Annotated in this window: 13 protein-coding genes and 1 pseudogene; 10 read left to right on the top strand and 4 right to left on the bottom strand. The window is 69.1% G+C overall.

What is annotated here, in order from left to right; translation table 11 throughout:
- The first annotated feature begins 51 nt into the window (after nucleotides 1-51).
- From ACILSK_RS13590 to ACILSK_RS13545, 10 genes and pseudogenes are all read left to right on the top strand, one after another.
- Nucleotides 52-291 carry a thiamine-binding protein gene (locus tag ACILSK_RS13590; RefSeq protein ID WP_395727695.1) on the top strand — a complete coding sequence of 80 codons (240 nt, stop codon included), beginning with the start codon at nucleotides 52-54 and terminating at the stop codon, nucleotides 289-291.
- Entirely contained in the window at nucleotides 291-716 is a 426-nt protein-coding gene (locus ACILSK_RS13585) for a helix-turn-helix domain-containing protein (RefSeq protein ID WP_395727694.1), read from the top strand. Before ACILSK_RS13590 ends, ACILSK_RS13585 begins: the two co-directional genes overlap by 1 nt.
- Nucleotides 717-1046: 330 nt before the next feature.
- A complete protein-coding gene (gene uraD, locus ACILSK_RS13580) occupies nucleotides 1047-3395 on the top strand; it encodes a 2-oxo-4-hydroxy-4-carboxy-5-ureidoimidazoline decarboxylase (protein WP_395727693.1) in 2349 nt (782 codons plus the stop codon).
- 98 nt (nucleotides 3396-3493) lie between these two features.
- Entirely contained in the window at nucleotides 3494-4852 is a 1359-nt protein-coding gene (locus ACILSK_RS13575) for an 8-oxoguanine deaminase (protein WP_395727692.1), read from the top strand.
- A 63-nt stretch (nucleotides 4853-4915) separates the two neighbouring features.
- Nucleotides 4916-6439 (top strand): xanthine dehydrogenase small subunit, encoded by a 1524-nt coding sequence (locus tag ACILSK_RS13570; protein ID WP_395727691.1) that lies wholly within the window; start codon nucleotides 4916-4918, stop codon nucleotides 6437-6439.
- Nucleotides 6436-8841: a xanthine dehydrogenase molybdopterin binding subunit gene (gene xdhB / locus ACILSK_RS13565; protein ID WP_395727690.1), complete on the top strand. Its 2406-nt coding sequence runs from the start codon at nucleotides 6436-6438 to the stop codon at nucleotides 8839-8841. Before ACILSK_RS13570 ends, xdhB begins: the two co-directional genes overlap by 4 nt.
- Nucleotides 8841-9713, top strand: a complete 873-nt coding sequence (gene xdhC / locus ACILSK_RS13560; RefSeq protein WP_395727689.1) for a xanthine dehydrogenase accessory protein XdhC — start codon at nucleotides 8841-8843, stop codon at nucleotides 9711-9713. Before xdhB ends, xdhC begins: the two co-directional genes overlap by 1 nt.
- Nucleotides 9710-11014 carry a guanine deaminase gene (locus ACILSK_RS13555; RefSeq protein ID WP_395727688.1) on the top strand — a complete coding sequence of 435 codons (1305 nt, stop codon included), beginning with the start codon at nucleotides 9710-9712 and terminating at the stop codon, nucleotides 11012-11014. Before xdhC ends, ACILSK_RS13555 begins: the two co-directional genes overlap by 4 nt.
- A 463-nt stretch (nucleotides 11015-11477) precedes the next feature.
- A pseudogene (locus tag ACILSK_RS13550) lies at nucleotides 11478-12787 on the top strand (DUF222 domain-containing protein).
- Nucleotides 12788-12927: 140 nt separating this feature from the next.
- Nucleotides 12928-13692 carry an alpha/beta fold hydrolase gene (locus ACILSK_RS13545; RefSeq protein WP_395727687.1) on the top strand — a complete coding sequence of 255 codons (765 nt, stop codon included), beginning with the start codon at nucleotides 12928-12930 and terminating at the stop codon, nucleotides 13690-13692.
- Here the strand turns inward: ACILSK_RS13545 and ACILSK_RS13540 are convergent.
- The 4 genes from ACILSK_RS13540 to ACILSK_RS13525 form a co-directional block, all read right to left on the bottom strand.
- Complete coding sequence (locus tag ACILSK_RS13540; protein WP_395727686.1) at nucleotides 13679-14644, bottom strand: family 43 glycosylhydrolase; 966 nt, start codon at nucleotides 14642-14644, stop codon at nucleotides 13679-13681. The genes ACILSK_RS13545 and ACILSK_RS13540 overlap by 14 nt on opposite strands.
- 3 nt (nucleotides 14645-14647) lie before the next feature.
- Nucleotides 14648-15559: a carbohydrate ABC transporter permease gene (locus ACILSK_RS13535; protein ID WP_395727685.1), complete on the bottom strand. Its 912-nt coding sequence runs from the start codon at nucleotides 15557-15559 to the stop codon at nucleotides 14648-14650.
- Nucleotides 15556-16518, bottom strand: a complete 963-nt coding sequence (locus ACILSK_RS13530; protein ID WP_395727684.1) for a carbohydrate ABC transporter permease — start codon at nucleotides 16516-16518, stop codon at nucleotides 15556-15558. Before ACILSK_RS13530 ends, ACILSK_RS13535 begins: the two co-directional genes overlap by 4 nt.
- Nucleotides 16519-16602: 84 nt before the next feature.
- Nucleotides 16603-17913, bottom strand: a complete 1311-nt coding sequence (locus ACILSK_RS13525) for an ABC transporter substrate-binding protein (RefSeq protein WP_395727683.1) — start codon at nucleotides 17911-17913, stop codon at nucleotides 16603-16605.
- Nucleotides 17914-18383: the final 470 nt, after the last annotated feature.

Below are 18383 nucleotides of genomic sequence, written 5' to 3'. Positions count from 1 at the left end.
AGATCGCCATGATCAACTCTGCTTGGTCGCACCGGTCGTACCCTCGACGACGTGCGGGTCGTCGCCGAGTTCACCACCGAACCCTTCTACGGGGAAGGCGAGCCGCCGGACCATGCCCGGCTGGCCTGGCAGGTGGTGCAGGAGGCCGGACTCAAGGGTGATTTCGGGCCGCTCGGCACCGAGATCGAGGGCGACCGGGACGCGGTGCTCGACGTCCTGCGCACGGTGATGGCGGTGGCCCTGAACGCCGGGGCCACCCGGATCACGTTGCAGTTGCACACGGAACTCTGATGGCCGGCGTTCCCACCCCGCCCGGTGACGACGGCCGTGAGCTCATCGAGGCGGTGCGGCCGCTGGTCGACCGGATCGGGGGGCGGCTGATCGAGCCCGCCGACGTCACCGCGGGCGACGTCGCACTGGCCTGGCGCGGGGCCGTGGTCGCGGCGGTCCGGCTCACCCCGGCCGGGAACGGCGGCGCCGATGCCGACGCCGAGCCCCGCGCGGACGAGGGCGGGCTGACCGGGATCCTCGCCGATGTGCAGCGTGAGTTCGCCCAGCCGCTGGACGAGCTGCCCCGCCCGGAGAAGCAACGCGCGGTCCGGCTGTTGGAGGAGGCGGGGGCGTTCTCCTACCGCAAGTCGGTCGAGACGGTCGCCACCGCGCTGGGCGTCAGCCGGTTCACCGTCTACAACTACCTCAACCGAGACCGGCCCTGACCAGCGCGGACGTCGCACCGAAGACAGCCTCAACAAAATGTTGACGTGGCCTGAGTCACGAAGTATATTTCGATCTGCGGAAGAACGCTTCCGAAATGCGCGAAGGCCCATCCGCCGCACCACAGCTCAACGGAGAGCAGGTACTGCCATGTCGATGCCGTCCAGCCGTGCCTGCCGTCCGATCGGCCCCCATCCCGACGGCTGATCCCCGACGCCCCACCCGCGCCCCACTCGATCGTTACCGGGCCGACCGCTGTCGGCCACACAATCACAATCCGTCTCCGGAGCATGACGATGCATGCTCCTCTCCCGGACCAGAGAGGCCTGAAAATGGCATCTGCACCGACGGCGAGTCCCGCCCGCACCAAATCCGTCAAACACCCGGTCGACCAAGTCCTGCCGATCCCGAAGCTGGCCGTCTACGGCATCCAGCACGTGTTGGCGTTCTACGCCGGCGCCGTGGTGGTGCCGATCCTGCTGGCCAGTGCCATCGGCCTGACCACCGAAGAGCTCATCCACCTGATCAATGCCGACCTGTTCACCTGCGGCATCGCCTCGATCATCCAGTCGGTCGGGTTCTGGAAGATCGGCGTCCGGCTGCCGTTGCTGCAGGGCGTGACCTTCACCGCCGTGTCCCCGATGATCGCCATCGCGATGGCGGTCGGAGGCGGCACCGAGGGCCTGCTCTACATCTACGGCGCCGTGATCATCGCCGGCCTGTTCACCTTCTTCATGGCGCCGTACTTCGCCAAGCTGATCCGGTTCTTCCCACCGGTGGTCACCGGCACGGTGATCACCATCATCGGCATCGCGCTCCTGCCGGTGGCCGCGCTCGACGCGGTCGGCGGCGGGGCCAACCCCGACCCGACCAGCTCCAAGAACCTGGCCTACGCCATGGGCACCCTGCTGGTCATCGTGCTGATCCAGCGGATCTTCAAGGGCTTCCTGGCCACCGTCGCCGTGCTGGCCGGCCTGGTCATCGGCACCGCCGTCGCCTTCTTCCTCGGCGACGCCAGCTTCGGCAGCGTCGGCGACTCCGCCTGGTTCGGTGTCACCACCCCGTTCTACTTCGGCATCCCCAAGTTCTCGGCGGCCGCCATCATCTCGATGATCGTGGTCATGCTGATCACCGCGGTCGAGACGACCGGTGACGTGTTCGCCACCGGCGAGATCGTGGAGAAGCGGGTCGGCGGCGATGACGTCGCCCGCGCGCTGCGGGCCGACGGTCTGGCCACCTTCCTGGGCGGTGTGCTGAACTCGTTCCCGTACACCTGTTTCGCCGAGAACGTCGGCCTGGTCCGGTTGACCCGGGTGAAGAGCCGCTACGTGGTCGCCGCGGCGGGCGTGTTCATGATCCTGATCGGCATGATTCCCAAGGCCGGCGCCCTGGTCGCCAGCATCCCGCCGCCGGTGTTGGGCGGTGCCGCGATCGCGATGTTCGCCACCGTCGCCGTCGTCGGCATCCAGACCCTGGGTCGGGTCGACTTCCACGACCACCGCAACGTGGTCATCGTGGGCACCAGCATCGGCCTGGCCATGTTCGTCACCGTGCAGCCCGATGTGGCCAAGGCGGTTCCGGAGTGGGCACAGATCATCTTCGGTTCCGGCATCACCCTGGGCAGCCTGACCGCCATCGTGCTGAACCTGGTCTTCCACCACCTGGACAAGGGCTACGGGCCCGCGGTGGCCGGCTCCCCCCGGGGCGGCGTGATCCGGCTGGACCAGGTGAACAAGATGTCTCGCGACGAGTTCGTCGCCACCTTCGGCTCCCTGTTCCAGGGCCCGAGCTGGGTCGTCGAGCGCGCCTACGACCGGCGCCCGTTCGCCGACACCCCCGCACTGCGGGCCGCGTTCCAGGACGCCCTGTTCACCGCCGACGGCGGCGAGCAGCGTGACCTGCTGGCCTTCTACCCGGATCTGGGCAGTGACTCGAGCCCCGAGACGTCCGAGGAGACGAAAAAGGACCGGGCCGCCTCCGGCCTGCTGCTGCTCAACGACGAGGACCACGAGCAGTTCTCGCACCTGACGTCGGCCTACCGGGAGCGGTTCGGCATCCCCCTGATCATGTCGGTGCGGGATGTCGAGAAGCGTGACCAGATCCTCAAGTCCGGCTGGGGACGGCTGCAGAATTCACCGGCGCAGGAACAGGCAACTGCCGTCATCGAGGTGGCCAAGATCGCCAACCACCGGTTCGACGACCTGGTCGCCGACGCCAGCCCGCTGCTGCTGCCCCGGGCCACCTTCCTGGAGGAGGTCGACCAGCTGACCACACCGGCGGCCACCCGACAGGCCTCGACCGACGACGAGTTCGCCGCCGGCACCAGGCGGTTCAACGCCCAGCCCGACGACGTGGCCCGCGCCGAGCTGCGCAGTTGCCTGGACGTGCCCCGGTGGGTGGACGCGGTGATGGCCGGCCGGCCCTACCCCTCGGCCCAACACGTGCTGCACGAGGCCCGGGCCGCGGCCGCCGACTTCTCCGACGACGAGTTGCGGGCCGCGCTCGGCAAGCATCCGCGAATCGGTGAGAAGGCCGGCGCCGGACATGATGTCGAGTTCTCCCAGCAGGAGCAGGCCTCGTTCGGCGGCGCCGATGCGGCGGTGCAGCAGGCCATCCTGGACGGGAACGTCGAGTACGAGAACAGGCCGAGGTGGTCACCCAGCTGCGGGAGATCGCGTTGACCCGTCTGGAGTCCATCCTGGCCTGACCGGACCGCGGCACCGACCGGCGGGATCGACGAACAGCACCATCGGACAGTAACGACGAACAGCGGAGTGAGATGACAACCCTTGTCCTGCAGGGCGCGCACGTCGCCACGGTCGACGGATCGGCCAACGAGTACCGCAGCGGTCACGTCGTCGTCACCGACGGCCTGATCACCGCGGTCGGCGACGGCCCGGCCCCTGAGGTGGCCGGCGCCCGCGTGGTGGACGCGAGCGGCTGCCTGATCACTCCGGGGTTCGTCAACACGCACCACCACCTGTACCAGTGGATCACCCGGGGTCTGGCGGTCGACGACACCCTGTTCGGCTGGCTCACCACGCTGTACCCGGTGTGGGAGCAGCTCGACGCCGAGCTGGTCAACGTCGCCGCCACCGGTGGGCTGTCCTGGCTGGCCGGCACCGGCTGCACCACCACCACGGATCACCACTACGTGTTCCCGCGGGATGGTGGCGACCTGCTCAAGGCCGAGATCGATGCGGCGGCGCGGGTGGGACTGCGGTTCCACCCGACCCGCGGCTCGATGGACCTGGGTCGCAGCAAGGGCGGGCTGCCGCCGGACAGCGTGGTCGAGGACATCGACGCGATCCTGGCGGCCACCGAGGAGGCGATCGACACGTACCACGACCCGTCGTTCGGCTCCATGTTGCAGATCGGGGTGGCGCCCTGCTCCCCGTTCTCGGTGACCGGAGAGCTGCTCCGGCAGACCGCGGAGCTGTCCCGCCGCAAGGGCGTGCGCATGCACACCCACCTGTGCGAGACGCTCGACGAGGAGGACTACTGCCGCGAGCATTTCGGCTGTAGCCCGGTCGAGTACATGGAATCCGTCGGCTGGCTCGGCCCGGAGGTCTGGCTGGCCCACTCGGTGTGGCTGACCGACGAGTCGATCGCGTCGCTGGCCCGCACCGGGACCTCGGTGGCGCACTGCCCCACCTCCAACGCCCGGCTCGGGTCGGGCATCGCCCGGGCCCGGGACCTGCGGGACGCCGGGGTGGCGGTGGGCCTGGGCGTCGACGGGGCCGCGTCCAACGAGGCGTGCGCCCTGCTGGAGGAGGCCCGGCACGCCCTGCTGTTCGCCCGGGCCAAGGGCGGCCCGCAGGCGCTGACCGTGCGGGACGCGTTGGACATGGCGACCATGGGCGGCGCGCGGGTGCTCGGCCGGGCCGACGAGATCGGCTCACTGGAGGTCGGCAAGCTGGCCGACGTCGCGGTCTGGCGGTTGGACACGCTGGCGCACATCGACATCGTCGACCCGATCGCCGCATTGGTGCTCGGCGCGCCGCCACCGCTGGAGCTGCTGCTGGTCGGTGGCCGGCCGATCGTCGAGCAGGGCCGGCCGGTCACGGTCGACACGGACAGCTACGCCACCGAGGTCCGCGACGCCAGCAGGGAACTGCTGCGTCGGGCCGGCCTCTAGAACAATTCCGTACTCACCCTCGCGACGGGGATATCGTCGCGGGGAGACGAGGGAGTCAACAAGATGGAACCTCATATCGTCGTCAACGGCCGCACCCGCCCGCTGGGCGAGGTGGGTGGGCACACCACGCTGCTGGAATGGTTGCGCGGCACGGGTTACACCGGCTGCAAGGAAGGGTGCGCGGAAGGCGAGTGCGGGGCGTGCGCGGTGCTCGTCGCCCGGCCCGACACCAACGGCGGCGCCGGTACCACGCGCTGGACCGCGATCAATGCCTGCCTGGTGCCGGCCGCCGGGTTCGACGCCCAGGAGGTCGTCACCTCCGAGGGACTGGGTGACCCGCAGGGGATGCACCCGGTGCAGGAGCAGATGGCCGTCCGCGGTGGCTCGCAGTGCGGTTACTGCACACCGGGTTTCATCTGCTCGATGGCCGCGGAGTACTACCGCCCGGACCGTTCGCCGGCCGATGCAACCTCGGTGGCGGCCGAGGGCGAGCCGGGCGCCGGAAACGGACACGCCCGCCCGGCGGATCCCGATGCACCCGGGCACGCCGCCGACCACGAGCACGGCCCGAACGGCTTCGACCTGCACGCGCTGAGCGGAAACCTGTGTCGCTGCACCGGGTACCGCCCGATCCGGGACGCTGCCTACGCGCTGGGGTCGCCCGACGGGTCGGATGCGCTGGCGGCCCGACGGTCGGAGCCGGCCCCCGCGCCGGCCCCGACCGTCATCACCACCGGTGGCACCGCCTACCGCCGTCCGGCCGACCTGGCCCAGGCGGTGGACCTGCTGGCCCGGCATCCGGATGCCCGGCTCGTCGCCGGATCGACCGACTGGGGCGTCGAATTGAACATCCGGCACGCCCGGGCCGACCTGACCGTCGCGCTGGATCGGGTCGCCGAGTTGCGCACGTTCTCCGTCGAGCCCGACCGGATCGAGATCGGCGCGGCCCTGACGCTGTCCGAGGTGGAGCGGCTGCTGGACGGCCGGGTGCCGCTGCTGGCCGAGATGTTCCCGCAGTTCGCCTCCCGGCTGATCCGCAACGGCGCGACGCTCGGCGGCAACCTGGGCACCGGCTCGCCGATCGGCGACAGCCCGCCCGCCCTGCTGGCGCTGGACACCTCGCTGGTGCTGGCCTCGGCATCCGGCGAGCGGACGGTGCCGCTGCGCGAGTACTTCACCGGCTACCGCAAGACGGTGAAACGCCCGGACGAGCTGATCAAGACGATCGTGGTGCCGACACCGGTCGCTCCGGTGGCCGCGTTCCATAAGATCGCCAAGCGCCGGTTCGACGACATCTCCAGCGTGGCAATCGCTTTCGCCCTCACGGTGGAGGGCGGCATGATCGCCGACATCAAGATCGGGCTCGGCGGGGTGGCCGCCATGCCGATCCGGGCGACCGCGACCGAGGCCGCGCTGATCGGCCGGTCGTGGACGCCCAAGGTGATCGCCGAGGCCTCCCGGGTGCTGGCCGGCGAGGGCACCCCGATCAGCGACCACCGGGCCAGCGCCGCCTACCGGACGGCGATGCTCGGCACGTCACTGCGCAAATTCCACGCCCAGAACGCGAAGGCAGGAGCCTCGGCATGAGCTACGCGCATGGTCCCCTGGCCGACCGGCCCAACAACCCCAAGGTCGGGTTGCCGCTATCGCACGAGGCGGCCTCGCTGCACGTCACCGGGCAGGCGTTGTACACCGACGACCTGATCCATCGGACACCGAATCTGCTGTACGCGTGGCCGTTGCAGGCGCCGCACGCGCACGCCATGGTGACCACGTTCGACGTGACCCCGGCCTACGACGTGCCCGGGGTGGTCCGGGTGCTGACGGCGCAGGACGTGCCTGGCGTCAACGACGCCGGCATCAAGCACGACGAGCCGCTGTTCCCCACCGAGGTGATGTTCTACGGGCATGCCGTCTGCTACGTGCTCGGTGAGACCGAGGATGCCGCCCGGCTCGGTGCGGAGGCGATTCTCGTCGAGTACGAGCCGCTGCCGTCGCTGATGACGATCGCCGAGGCGATCGCCGCCGAGAGCTACCAGGGCGCCGCCCGCACGGTCAGTCGCGGCGACGCCGCCGCCGGCCTGGCCGACTCGACCCACCGGTTCACCGGCGAGTTCGAGTTCGGCGGGCAGGAGCACTTCTACCTGGAGACCAACGCCGCGCTGGCCCTGGTCGACGAGGCCGGGCAGGTGTTCGTGCAGTCCAGCACGCAGCATCCGTCGGAGACCCAGGAGATCGTCGCGCACGTGCTCGGCCGGCACAGCCACGAGATCACGGTGCAGTGCCTGCGCCTGGGCGGCGGGTTCGGCGGCAAGGAGATGCAGCCGCACGGCTTCGCCGCGGTCGCCGCGCTCGGCGCAACCATCACCGGACGACCGGTGCTGCTGCGGCTCAACCGCACCCAGGACATCACCATGACCGGCAAGCGGCACCCGTTCCACGCCACGTGGGAGATCGGGTTCGACGCCGACCATCGCATCCGGGCGCTCACGGCCACCCTGGTCAGTGACGGCGGGTGGAGCCTGGACCTGTCCGAGCCGGTGCTGGCCCGGGCCCTGTGCCACATCGACAACGCCTACTGGATCCCCGATATCGAGGTGCACGGGCGCATCGGCAAGACCAACAAGACGTCCCAGACCGCGTTCCGCGGGTTCGGTGGCCCGCAGGGCATGATCGTCATCGAGGACATCCTGGGGCGCTGCGCACCGATGCTCGGCGTGACCCCGGAGGAGTTGCGGCGCAAGAACTTCTATTCGCCCGGCCAGCCCACGCCGTACGGGCAGCCGGTGCGGCACGCCGAGCGGCTGGAGGCGATCTGGTCCACCCTGGCGGACAAGGCGTCCGTGTCGGAGCGGCAGGCGGCCATCGCCGAGTTCAACGCCGGCCATGACGACGTGAAGCGAGCGCTGGCGATGACGCCGGTCAAGTTCGGCATCTCGTTCAACCTGACGGCGTTCAACCAGGCCGGTGCGCTGGTGCACGTCTACAAGGACGGGTCGGTGCTCATCAACCACGGCGGCGTGGAGATGGGGCAGGGCCTGCACACCAAGATGATCCAGGTCGCGGCGACCGCGCTGGGGGTGCCGCTGAGCTACGTGCGGCTCGCCCCGACGCGCACCGACAAGGTGCCGAACACGTCGGCGACCGCGGCGAGCTCGGGGGCCGACATCAACGGCGGTGCGGTGAAGAACGCCTGCGACCAGATCCGGGAACGCCTCGCGGGCGTGGCCGCGGGCAAGCTCGGCATCCACCCGGACGACGTCCGGTTCGTCGACGGCACCGTCACCGGAATCGGATTTCACGATCGCCAACTGGAGTGGGCGCAGCTGTGCCACGACGCGTACTTCCAGCGGGTCCAGTTGTGGGCGGCCGGGTTCTATCGCACCGCGGGGCTGCACTGGGACGCCAACCGGATGCAGGGTGAGCCGTTCAAGTACTTCGCCTACGGCGCCGCCTGCGCGGAGGTCGAGATCGACGCCTTCACCGGGATCTACCGGTTGCGCCGGGCGGACATCGTGCACGACGTCGGCGACAGCCTCTCGCCACTGATCGATGTGGGGCAGATCGAGGGCGGTTTCGTGCAGGGCACCGGGTGGCTGACCCTGGAGGAGCTGCGTTGGGACACCAGCGACGGACCGAACCGGGGCCGGCTGAACACCCAGGCGGCCAGCACGTACAAGATCCCCAGCTTCTCGGAGATGCCCGAGGAGTTCCACGTGCACCTGTTCGAGCGGGCCACCGAATCCGGTGTGGTGTACGGGAGCAAGGCGGTCGGCGAGCCCCCGCTGATGGAGGCGTTCGCGGTGCGTGAGGCGCTGCGGGCGGCGGTCGGCGCGTTCGGGCCGGCCGGCTACTCGGTCGATCTGGGTAGCCCGGCCACCCCCGAAGCCGTGTACTGGGCGGTCGATGCCGCCCGGTCCGCGGGCGGCGACGGAGGCCGCGACAGCGCCAACTCCGATCTGACGGCCGCGGAGCTGGCGGGCGTCTGATGGAGTGGCTGGACGCGCTGAGCCACCTGCGCCGGGAGGGCTCGCCGGGGGTGCTGATCACGGTCGTCTCCGTCCGCGGTCACGCCCCGCGGGACGCCGGCGCGAAAATGGTGGTCGGCTCCGAGCACAGCTGGGGCAGCGTGGGCGGCGGCAACCTGGAGGAGGCCGCCATCCGCCGCGCCCGGCGGATGATCTCGACCGGCGTGGCCGAGCCGGAAACCCAAGTGGCCCGGCTCAACGAGCACGCCCGCAACGAACACGGCCGCCAGTGCTGCGGCGGGGAGGTGACCCTGTTGCTCGAACCGATGCCGGCCCGGCCGACCGTCGCGATCTTCGGGATGGGCCACGTCGGCTACGAGCTGGCCAGGATCCTGTCCCGGCTGGAGGTCCGACTGGAACTGGCCGACTCCCGGGAGGACCAGCTGGATCCGTTCCGGTTGGCCTCGATCACCGACGGGGCCGCGGACGTCGGCGTGCACCACCTGCTGCTCGGCGAGCAACTGCTGGAGCGGCTGCCCCGCGGCGCGCACGTGCTGATCATGAGCCACGATCACGCCGAGGATTTCGCCCTGTGCGACGCGGCGCTCCGGCTTCCCGCCCTGGGCTCGATCGGGCTGATCGGGTCGTCGGCGAAATGGTCGGGCTTCCGGCGCCGGCTGGCCCAGGCCGGGCACTCCGCCGTGGAGATCGACCGGATCCGTTGCCCCATCGGGCTTCCCGACATCACCGGCAAGCAGCCGGCGGTCATCGCGGTGTCCGTCGCGGCCGCCCTGCTGCAATCCTTCCAACAATCGTCGGAGTCCGGGCCGACCGCCGAGTCGGCCCATGAGCCGAGCCGGTCGGCCCCGACCCCGAGTGGAGTGAGAACGTGACCCTGTACCACGCCACCGTCGTCGACACCCCCGGCGACCCGTTCGCCGGCGATCCCGCCGATGCCCTTCGGGTCGACGCGGACGGCGGCCTGCTGGTCCGCGACGGCGTCATCGCCGCCCGGGGGGCCTTCGCCGACCTCAAGGCCGCCCACCCGGACGAGCCCGTCGTCGAGCTGACCGGCGGGCTGCTGCTGCCCGGGTTCGTCGACACCCACGTGCACTACCCGCAGATGCGGGCGATGGGCGGCCTCGGCATGCCGCTGCTCGATTGGCTCGAGAAGTGCGCCCTGCCCGAGGAGGCCAACCTCGCCGACCCCGGGTACGCCACCGAGGTGGCCGGCGAGTTCCTCGGCGAGCTGGTGCGGGGCGGGACCACCACCGCGCTGGTGTTCGGCTCGCACTTCGAGTCGGCGATGGACATCCTGTTCGCCGCCGGGTCCGATGTGGGGCTGAACCTGACCACCGGGCTGGTGCTCTCGGACCGGATCCTGCGGGACGATCTGCTCTGCACCCCCGCCGAGGGGCTCGCCGCCTCGCGCCGGCTGATCGACCGCTGGCACGGCAAGGGCAGACTGAGATATGCGGTGACGCCACGATTCTCGCTGTCGACCTCGGACGAGATGCTCGACGTGTGCGGGCAATTATTGGGTCCGGCGGACGGCGACATCTGGTTCACCTCGCACGTCAACGAGAACCTGGCCGAGGTGCAGACCGTCGCCGACCTGTTCCCCGGGAGCGCGCACTATATCGACACCTACCACCGGCACGGCCTGGTCACCGACCGGAGCGTGTTCGCGCACAACGTGCACCCCACCGACCACGAACTGGATCTGATGGGCGAGGCCGGGGCCTGGACCGCACACTGCCCGACGAGCAACTCGGCGCTGGGCAGTGGCCTGTTTCCACTGGCCCGGCACGTCCGGCACGGGGTGGGCGTAGCGCTGGGTTGCGACGTGGGCGCGGGCACCGGCCTGTTCCTGCTGAAGGAGGGCCTGCAGGCGTACTTCATGCAGCAATTGCTCGGCGCCGAAGGACTTCCGCTCACCCCGGTGCACCTGCTGTACCTGGCGACGCACGCCGGTGCCCGGGCGCTCGGCCTGTCCTCGCGGGTCGGAGATCTGTCGGTCGGCAAGGATTTCGACGCGGTCTGGCTGCGCCCGGCGCCGTCGTCGTCGCTGGCCGTCAACCTGCGGCACGCCGCCGACCCGACCGACGCCCTCGCCCGGGTGTTCGCGCTGTCCACCGCCGCCGACGTCGCCGGTGTCTGGCTGCGCGGCGAACCCGCCTTCGCCCGCCCCTAACCCCCCGCCGCTGACCCCACCGCTGACCCCACCCCTGAACCCGGCCGCTGACCCGCGCGGATCAACTACGCCGGCGCGGATCAACTGACGCCACATGTGAACCGTGTGACGGGAGTCGATCACTTCATCCGCGCGGCCGGATTCGCTTGGCCAAGGTTTCCTGACCCGTGATCGATTTTCAGCCCGACGGATCTTGTTCGACTCGCGCCGCGACGGCGCCGCCACCGTCGTTGCCGAACCTGCAAAGTGACCGGTCGGCCTGCACCACTGCCGCTGGGCCGATCCTGAGAGGTGCCCGTTCGGGGAACACTGTCGTGGGCGGGTGGGACAGTCGTCGTCACGGCGCCGGCGAACTCGGTCGATCCGCGAACGCGACGACGGACGTCCGCAGTGCTGCACCACCATTCGCCGACCGGCTCGCGTTGCATCGTTGACCAGTTCAGATAGCATATTTCGTACATTTATGCGATACTCGGTCAGGACCAGCACGGTGATCACCCGGGACGACGCGGAACGCGTCGCCGAGACGATCACCGCTGGCCTGGACCAACTCATCGACGCCGAATTCTGGAAGTTCCCCGGCGACGACCTGCTCGCCACCGCCCACACCATCGAACGCCTCGCCCGCCGCATCTACGCCGCCCAGGTCACCGTCGCCGGCGAGATCAACCTCGCCCGCCTCGCCCAGACACACGGGCAGACCTCGACCGCGGTCCTGCTCCGCAACGCCCTGACCATCGGACCCGGCGACGCCGCCACCCGGGTCCGCACCGCCCGGCAGATCCTGCCCCAGGACGCCATCAGCGGCGGGGAAATCCCACCCCCACTCCCCGAACTCGGCCACCACCTGCACACCGGGAACCTGGGCGCCGAACAAACCGCCATCATCGTCACCACCATGAGCAAGATCCCCACCGACGTTCCCGCCGACGTCCGCGAAGACGCCGAACACACCCTCATCGGGCACGCCCGCACCATGGACCCCGTCGACCTGACCAAGGTCGCCGCCCGACTCCTGGTCACCCTCGACCCGGACGGCGACTTCGAACCCACCGACCCGACCGACCGCACCGAACTCGCACTCGGCAGCCGCGACGTCCGCACCGGCCTCACCCCGATCAGAGGGAAACTGGACGACAGCACCGTGGCCGCGTTCATCGCCGCGACCGACCCGCACGCCACACCCCGCCCCGCCCCGAAATCGACGGGATCAAGGACCACCGCTCCGCCGCCACCCGGCTGGCGCACGCACTGTCCACCGTCCTCGACGGCTACCTGACCAGCGGCGACGGACCGGTACAGGGCGGGGAACGGCCCCACGTCACCATGACCGTGCAGTACGACGCCCTCACGAACCGGCTCGGCGACGCCACCCTGACCGCCGCCGGCACCCCGATCGGCCCGGCGCTGGCCCGGCAAATCCTGTGCGACTGCACCGTCATCCCCGCCGTCCTCGACGCCCCCGGTGAACCACTGGACATCGGCCGGACCACCCGGATCTGGCCGACCGCGATCCGCCGCGCCGCGATCCTCCGCGACGGCGGATGCCTGTTCCCGGGCTGCGACCGGCCCGCCCGCTGGTCCGAGATCCACCACATCGCCTTCTGGGCGAACGGTGGCCCCACCAGCCTGAAACAACGCCGCCTGTCTCTGCCAAGCGCATCACATCCTCATCCATGGCGGCGATTGGCAGGTCCGGATGGCGAAAGACGGCCGCCCCGAAGTCATCCCACCCACCTGGATCGATCCCGAACGTCGACCCCGACGCAATGACGGGATCCGGCTGCGGCAATGACGGGATCATCGCACTCCAACCGTGCCATCGTGCACCGGGTACCGCGGCAGGCCCGTCGCACAGGGTCAAACGGTGCTTCAGCCGCACTTCTTCACGCCAAGTGCGGCACACTCACCGGGTGCCACCGCTCACCGTCCACCACTGGGGCCCGCCCAAGGCACCGCCGCTGCTGCTCCTGCACGGGCTGAGCGAGGCGGGCACCGCGTGGCCGGATGCGGTGCGGCGGTGGCAGCACGCGTATCGGGTGATCGCCGTCGACCTGCGCGGGCACGGGCGCTCACCTCGATTCGACGAAGCGGACCTGCAGAGGTGCCACGAGCTGTGGCTCAGCGACGTGCTGCAGTTGCTCCCGACCCTCGACCGGCCGCCGGTTCTGGTCGCCCATTCACTCGGCGGACTGTTCGCGTTGCGGGCGGCCGTCGCCGAACCACGCCTCGTCCGGGGCCTCGTCCTGGAAGACCCGGCCGAGCCGACCGGCCACACCGTCCCCGACCCTGCCTACGTGGCCCACCAGGAGAGATTCCTGGACTCCTTCGCCGACGGCGGCGAGAGTGAATGCGCCCGGATGCGGGTCGAGTCACGCTGGCCGGAGGACGAGATCGACGCGTGGGCCGCCTGTAAGCCGCTGGTCGATCGCCGGATGATCCGGGACGGCCTGACGCTCGGCGAGCCGGTGTGGGAACCGCTGTTCGACCGGCTGACCGTCCCGACCCTGCTGATGCTGCCGGTCAATAGCATCATGGCCCCCGACGAGGCGCGGATCGCCAACCCGTTGGTCCGCTTCCACCGGGTCGACGGTGTCGGTCACTGCGTGCGCCGTGACGACCCGGACGCCTATCACGCCGTCGTCGACCCGTTCCTCGCCGTCGTCACCAGTCGGTGACACCCTCGACGACGAGCCGGTCGTCACACCATCGGACGGGAGCCGGATCGGTCAGCTCACCGACGAAGTCCCCGTTCGCGTCCTTGTTGGCGAAGGCCAGGAACACCCAGCGATCGGCCGGGTCCCGGACGAGTTTGCCGACGTACCAACGGTCGTCAGCGAGCAGGGTGGCATTGTCCAGATCGTAGGGACCGAGCGCGGTCTCGGCGTTGGCCACCCACACCCCGCCGCGTTCGCCACGCGCGGACCGGCCGGTGGACAGCTCACCGTCGAGGCAGTTGACGACGAGGACCCACCGTCCGTCGACGTTTTCCACCTGTGGCACCTCGAGCTGACCGAAGCCGACCCCCGGCGCGGAGAGCGGCGGCTGGGTCGTCCAATTGAGCAGGTCGGCCGACCGGGCGTGGCCGATCACCCCGCGGTCGTCGAGGGCACCGCCGCTCGCTCGGGCGGTGATCAGCATGTGCCAACCGTCGCCGCCGGGGTCCCTGAAAACCCAGGGATCGCGCCAATGCTCGTCCTGCCATTCCCGCGGACCGCCCAGCTTCTCGTACCACCGACCATCGGCGCGAACCAACGGGTTCCGATCGTCCTTCGTCCAGGTGTAGAGATCGTCGGAGGTGGCCAGACCGATCTGCTGGATCAGCTGCCCCTCGTCGTTCATCGAGGTGCCGGTGTAGAACATGTGCCACCGGCCATCGTCACCCCGGACGGTCGAACCGGTCCAGGTCGCCATCTGGTCGAAGCTCGGCGGGCCACCGCGCACCAGGGCGTCCGGCACCCGCTCCCAGGTGACCAGATCGGTCGAGACCGCATGACCCACACTGGCCCGCCGGTGCCGCAGGTCGGGATGATGCAGGGCGCGGGAGGCGTACAGGAAGAAGGCGTGGTAAGTGTCGTGATCCCGGACGAGCCAGAAATCCCAGACCCAGGAATCGGGTAGTCGCAGCATTGTCTATCCCTTCACGCCGGATGAGGCGATGGAGTTGATGAAGGCGCGTTGGAAGGCGATGAACATCACCAGAACCGGGACGGTGATCATCGAGGCGTAGGCCATGATCTGCCCCCAGTTCGTGGTGAGCTGCGAGAAGTAGTCGATGCCGACGAGGACCGGCCGCAACTCCTCGGTCTGAACCGCCATCAACGGCCAGAGGTACTGGTTCCACGCCGGCAGGAACGTCAGGATCGCGACGGTCGCGATCGCGGGCCCCGACAGCGGCATGATGATCTTGCGGTAGATGGTGAACCACCCGGCGCCGTCCACCTTGGCCGCCTCGTCCAACTCCTTCGGAATGGAGTCGAAGTAGGAGTAGAACAGGTAGATCGAGAAGGCGTTGGCGATGAACGGCACGAACTGCACCTCGTAGGTGTCCAGCCAACCGATGGACCCGTCGAAGTACGGCAGGAGATTCACCCACCACAGCAGGGGCAGCGCCAGCGTCTCGAACGGCACGATCAGAGTGGCGAGGATGACTCCGAGCAGGATGCCCTGGCCGCGGAATCGCAAACGGGCCAACGCGAAGGCGCACATGCTGTTCACGATCAGGCCCAGGGTGACGGTGAGCACCGTGATCAGGATCGAGTTCATCATGAAGCGCCAGAACGGCACCCGATCGAAGACCGCCGTGTAGTTGTTCAGGGACACGTCGCCGACCGGTAGGAATGCGTTGATCGAGTCGAGATCACCGAAGATCTGGGTGTCCGGCTTGAGGGACGAGACAAGCATGAACAGCAGTGGCAATGCGAAGACCAACACCAGGAAGAACCGGATCACGTAGCGCCAGACCGTCAGGCCGACGGCGGGTCCCGCCTTGGCCGAGTCCGGTGTCGGCGTACCCAAGGCCGCGCGGGGCAACGTCTCGCTCATTTCTTCACGTCCTTGTCGCGGGTGAGGTAGCGCTGCACCAGCGAAACCGCCAGCACGAGCACGAAGAAGACCAGGGACAGTGCCGACGCATATCCCGTCTGCTGCAACGAGAATCCGATCCGCACGGACTGGTAGACGATGGTCGAGGTGGAGTCGAGCGGGCCGCCCTGGGTCATCACCTGAATCTGGGTGAACAGCGCGAACGCCTGGATGGTGATGGTGATCAGGATGAAGGTGCGCGTCTGCCGCAGCGCCGGCCAGGTGATGTAGCGGAACCGCTGCCAGTTGCCGGCGCCGTCGATCGCGCCGGCCTCGTACATGTCCTGCGGGATGGTCTGCAGGCCGGACAGCCAGATCACCATGTGGAAGCCGACGGCCTGCCAGATCGACATCACCAGCACCGCGATGAGCGCGGTGTTCGGGTTGCCCAGCCAGTCCGGCCCGTCGATGCCGAAGACGGCGAGGAACCCGTTGATCAGGCCGTCCGGCTGGTACATGAACTTCCAGAGCAGCGAGACGACCACCATCGAGGTGACGACCGGCAGGAAGTACACCGTGCGGAAGAAGTTGACCCCGCGGATCCGGACGTTGATCAGCAGTGCCAGCACCAGGGCGAGCCCGGCCTGAAACGGCACCACGAACACCGTGAACAACAGGGTGTTCCGCAGTGACTTCCAGAACAGCGCGTCCCCGAACAATCGGGTGAAGTTGTCGATCCCGACGAACTGCGGTCCGGTCGGCGAGATGAGCTTGGCGTTGGTGAAGGCCAGCGCGAAGGTCAGCACGATCGGAATGATGATGAAGACCAGCAGCAGAGCCACCGCCGGCGTCACCATCCAGGCTGCGGCGATGCGCTGGGACTGCCTGGTCCTGGTGAATCGTCGCTGGCGGTACGACAGCTTTTCGATCTGTTGCACGGAGGGCGGTTCGGGGTGGGCGGCCCCGATTGTCTGCGTCATTGCGTTCCCCAAAGAGCCTTCGGGATCGGGCGGGCGCCGAGGAAGGTGGGCGCCCGCCCGGATCAGTGGAGTGGACGGGCCGGGCTACTGGAAGTTGTTGTTGGACTGCTGATTCGCGTCGATGTCCTTGACCGCCTGGTCGAGCGCTTGTTGCGGGTCGGCCCCGTTGAGGATGTCCTGGGCGGTCTTGGTGAAGGTCGTCGCGATGAACGGGTACCCCGGGGTCACCGGCCGCACCAGCGCGAACTCCTTGGAGAACTGCCGGAAGAGGTCGTTGACCCCGCCCGGCTCGTAGCCGGGAACCATCGCGGCGGCCGCGTCGGTGGCCGGGATGGTGCCGGTCGCCTCGGACACCGACGCGACATACTTGTCCTGCAGCGCGAACTTCATGTAGTCCAGCGCTCCTTCAGGGGAAGAGCAGCCCTGGCTGACCGCCCACTGCCACGAGCCGCCGCCGATCTTCGGTCCCTGGCCCAGGTCGACCGAGGGCAGGAAGACGATGTCGTCGGCGATGGCGGACGCGCGGGCCGGCTCGGCCCCCCACGACCCGTTGTACAGGATGGCGGTCTTGCCGTTGAGGAAGTCCTGTGCGGGGTCGGCGCCGGACTTCAAGGGCATGTACCCATCGGTGGTCAGCGAGCGGAACCAGTTGGCCCATTCCACGGCCGCGGGCCCGTTGAGTTCACCGTCGGCGCTCTTGTAGTCCGCCCGGTTGATCAGGTCGCCGCCGAAGCTCTGCAGGAACGGTGAGTAGGCGTAGGGCCACCACTCGCCGGTGTTGCCGGTCTGCATGTCCAGCGCGTTCGCCCACTTGCCACTGGCCTTGATCGCGGCCAGAGCGGCGGCGAACTCATCCTTCGTCCAGGGCTGGTCGCTCGTCGGGATGCGGATCCCGTTCTCCGCCAAGGCGGACTTGCGGGCCTCCATGATCAGCGCCACGTCGTAGTAACCGACCGAGTAGTTCTTGCCGTTGTATGCGCCGACGGTACTGGGCAGGAACTTCGAGATCTGGTCGTCCATCCCGTCCAGCGGGGCCAGATATCCGGCCCAGGCCCAGTTGGGCACGTTCGGCCCGTCCACGTCCAGGATGCAGGGCAGGCTCTTGGAGGCCGCGGCCGCCGTCACCGAGGTGTTGTAGGAATCCTGGGGGAACGCTTGGACCTCGACCTTGTACTTGGCCTGGCTGCCGTTGTAGTCGCTGACGACCTGGTTGATCGCCGCCAGCTCCTTGTCGTTTCCGGCATTGTGCGTCCACAGCTTGAGCGTGGCGGTGCCGTTCGCATCGGTCTCGGCACTGTTGCCCGAGCTGCTGCCCTTGCCGCAGGCGGCGAGCGACAGCGCCAGCGCCGCCGCTAGACCGATGGTGGCGAGGCGCTTGAGGGGTGTGGATACCACGGAGCTTCTCCAACTCATTGGCGTCCGGTCGGGCCGGACGGTTGGCTTCGTCCGCGGCGCGGACGAATGTCGGATGGGTAGTTGTTCGTCGCCTCGGTCACGACCGGGGGCAGCGGGCCCATCGATGCGAGCGCACCAGGGGGCATGGGCGGGACCTCGGTTCGGGGCGTCCCCCACCCGTCGATCCCGCGGCGCACGGTGTGCACTGCCGAGCGATCCATCTCGGCGCCGGTCGGGCCGCGAGGTTGAGCGCCCGGCCGGTGCGGGACGGCCGTATGGACAGCTCGGAACGCCCGACGGTGTGCCGCACCGGCGATCTCCTCATCCGACCCTCCTCGCTGAGTGCCCAAACGTTTGTGCATGCGTGAGAAGCATGCGTGACCGATGGATCGAAGTCAAGTGTGATCTGCGGCCCGACCCGAAGATTCGGTCACGGCGATCCGGATATCGTGCCCGGAATAGCGACGACG

The organism is Nakamurella sp. (genome assembly GCF_044224575.1).
Taxonomy (GTDB): domain Bacteria; phylum Actinomycetota; class Actinomycetes; order Mycobacteriales; family Nakamurellaceae; genus Nakamurella.
This window is presented reverse-complemented; position numbering and strand designations above follow the sequence as displayed.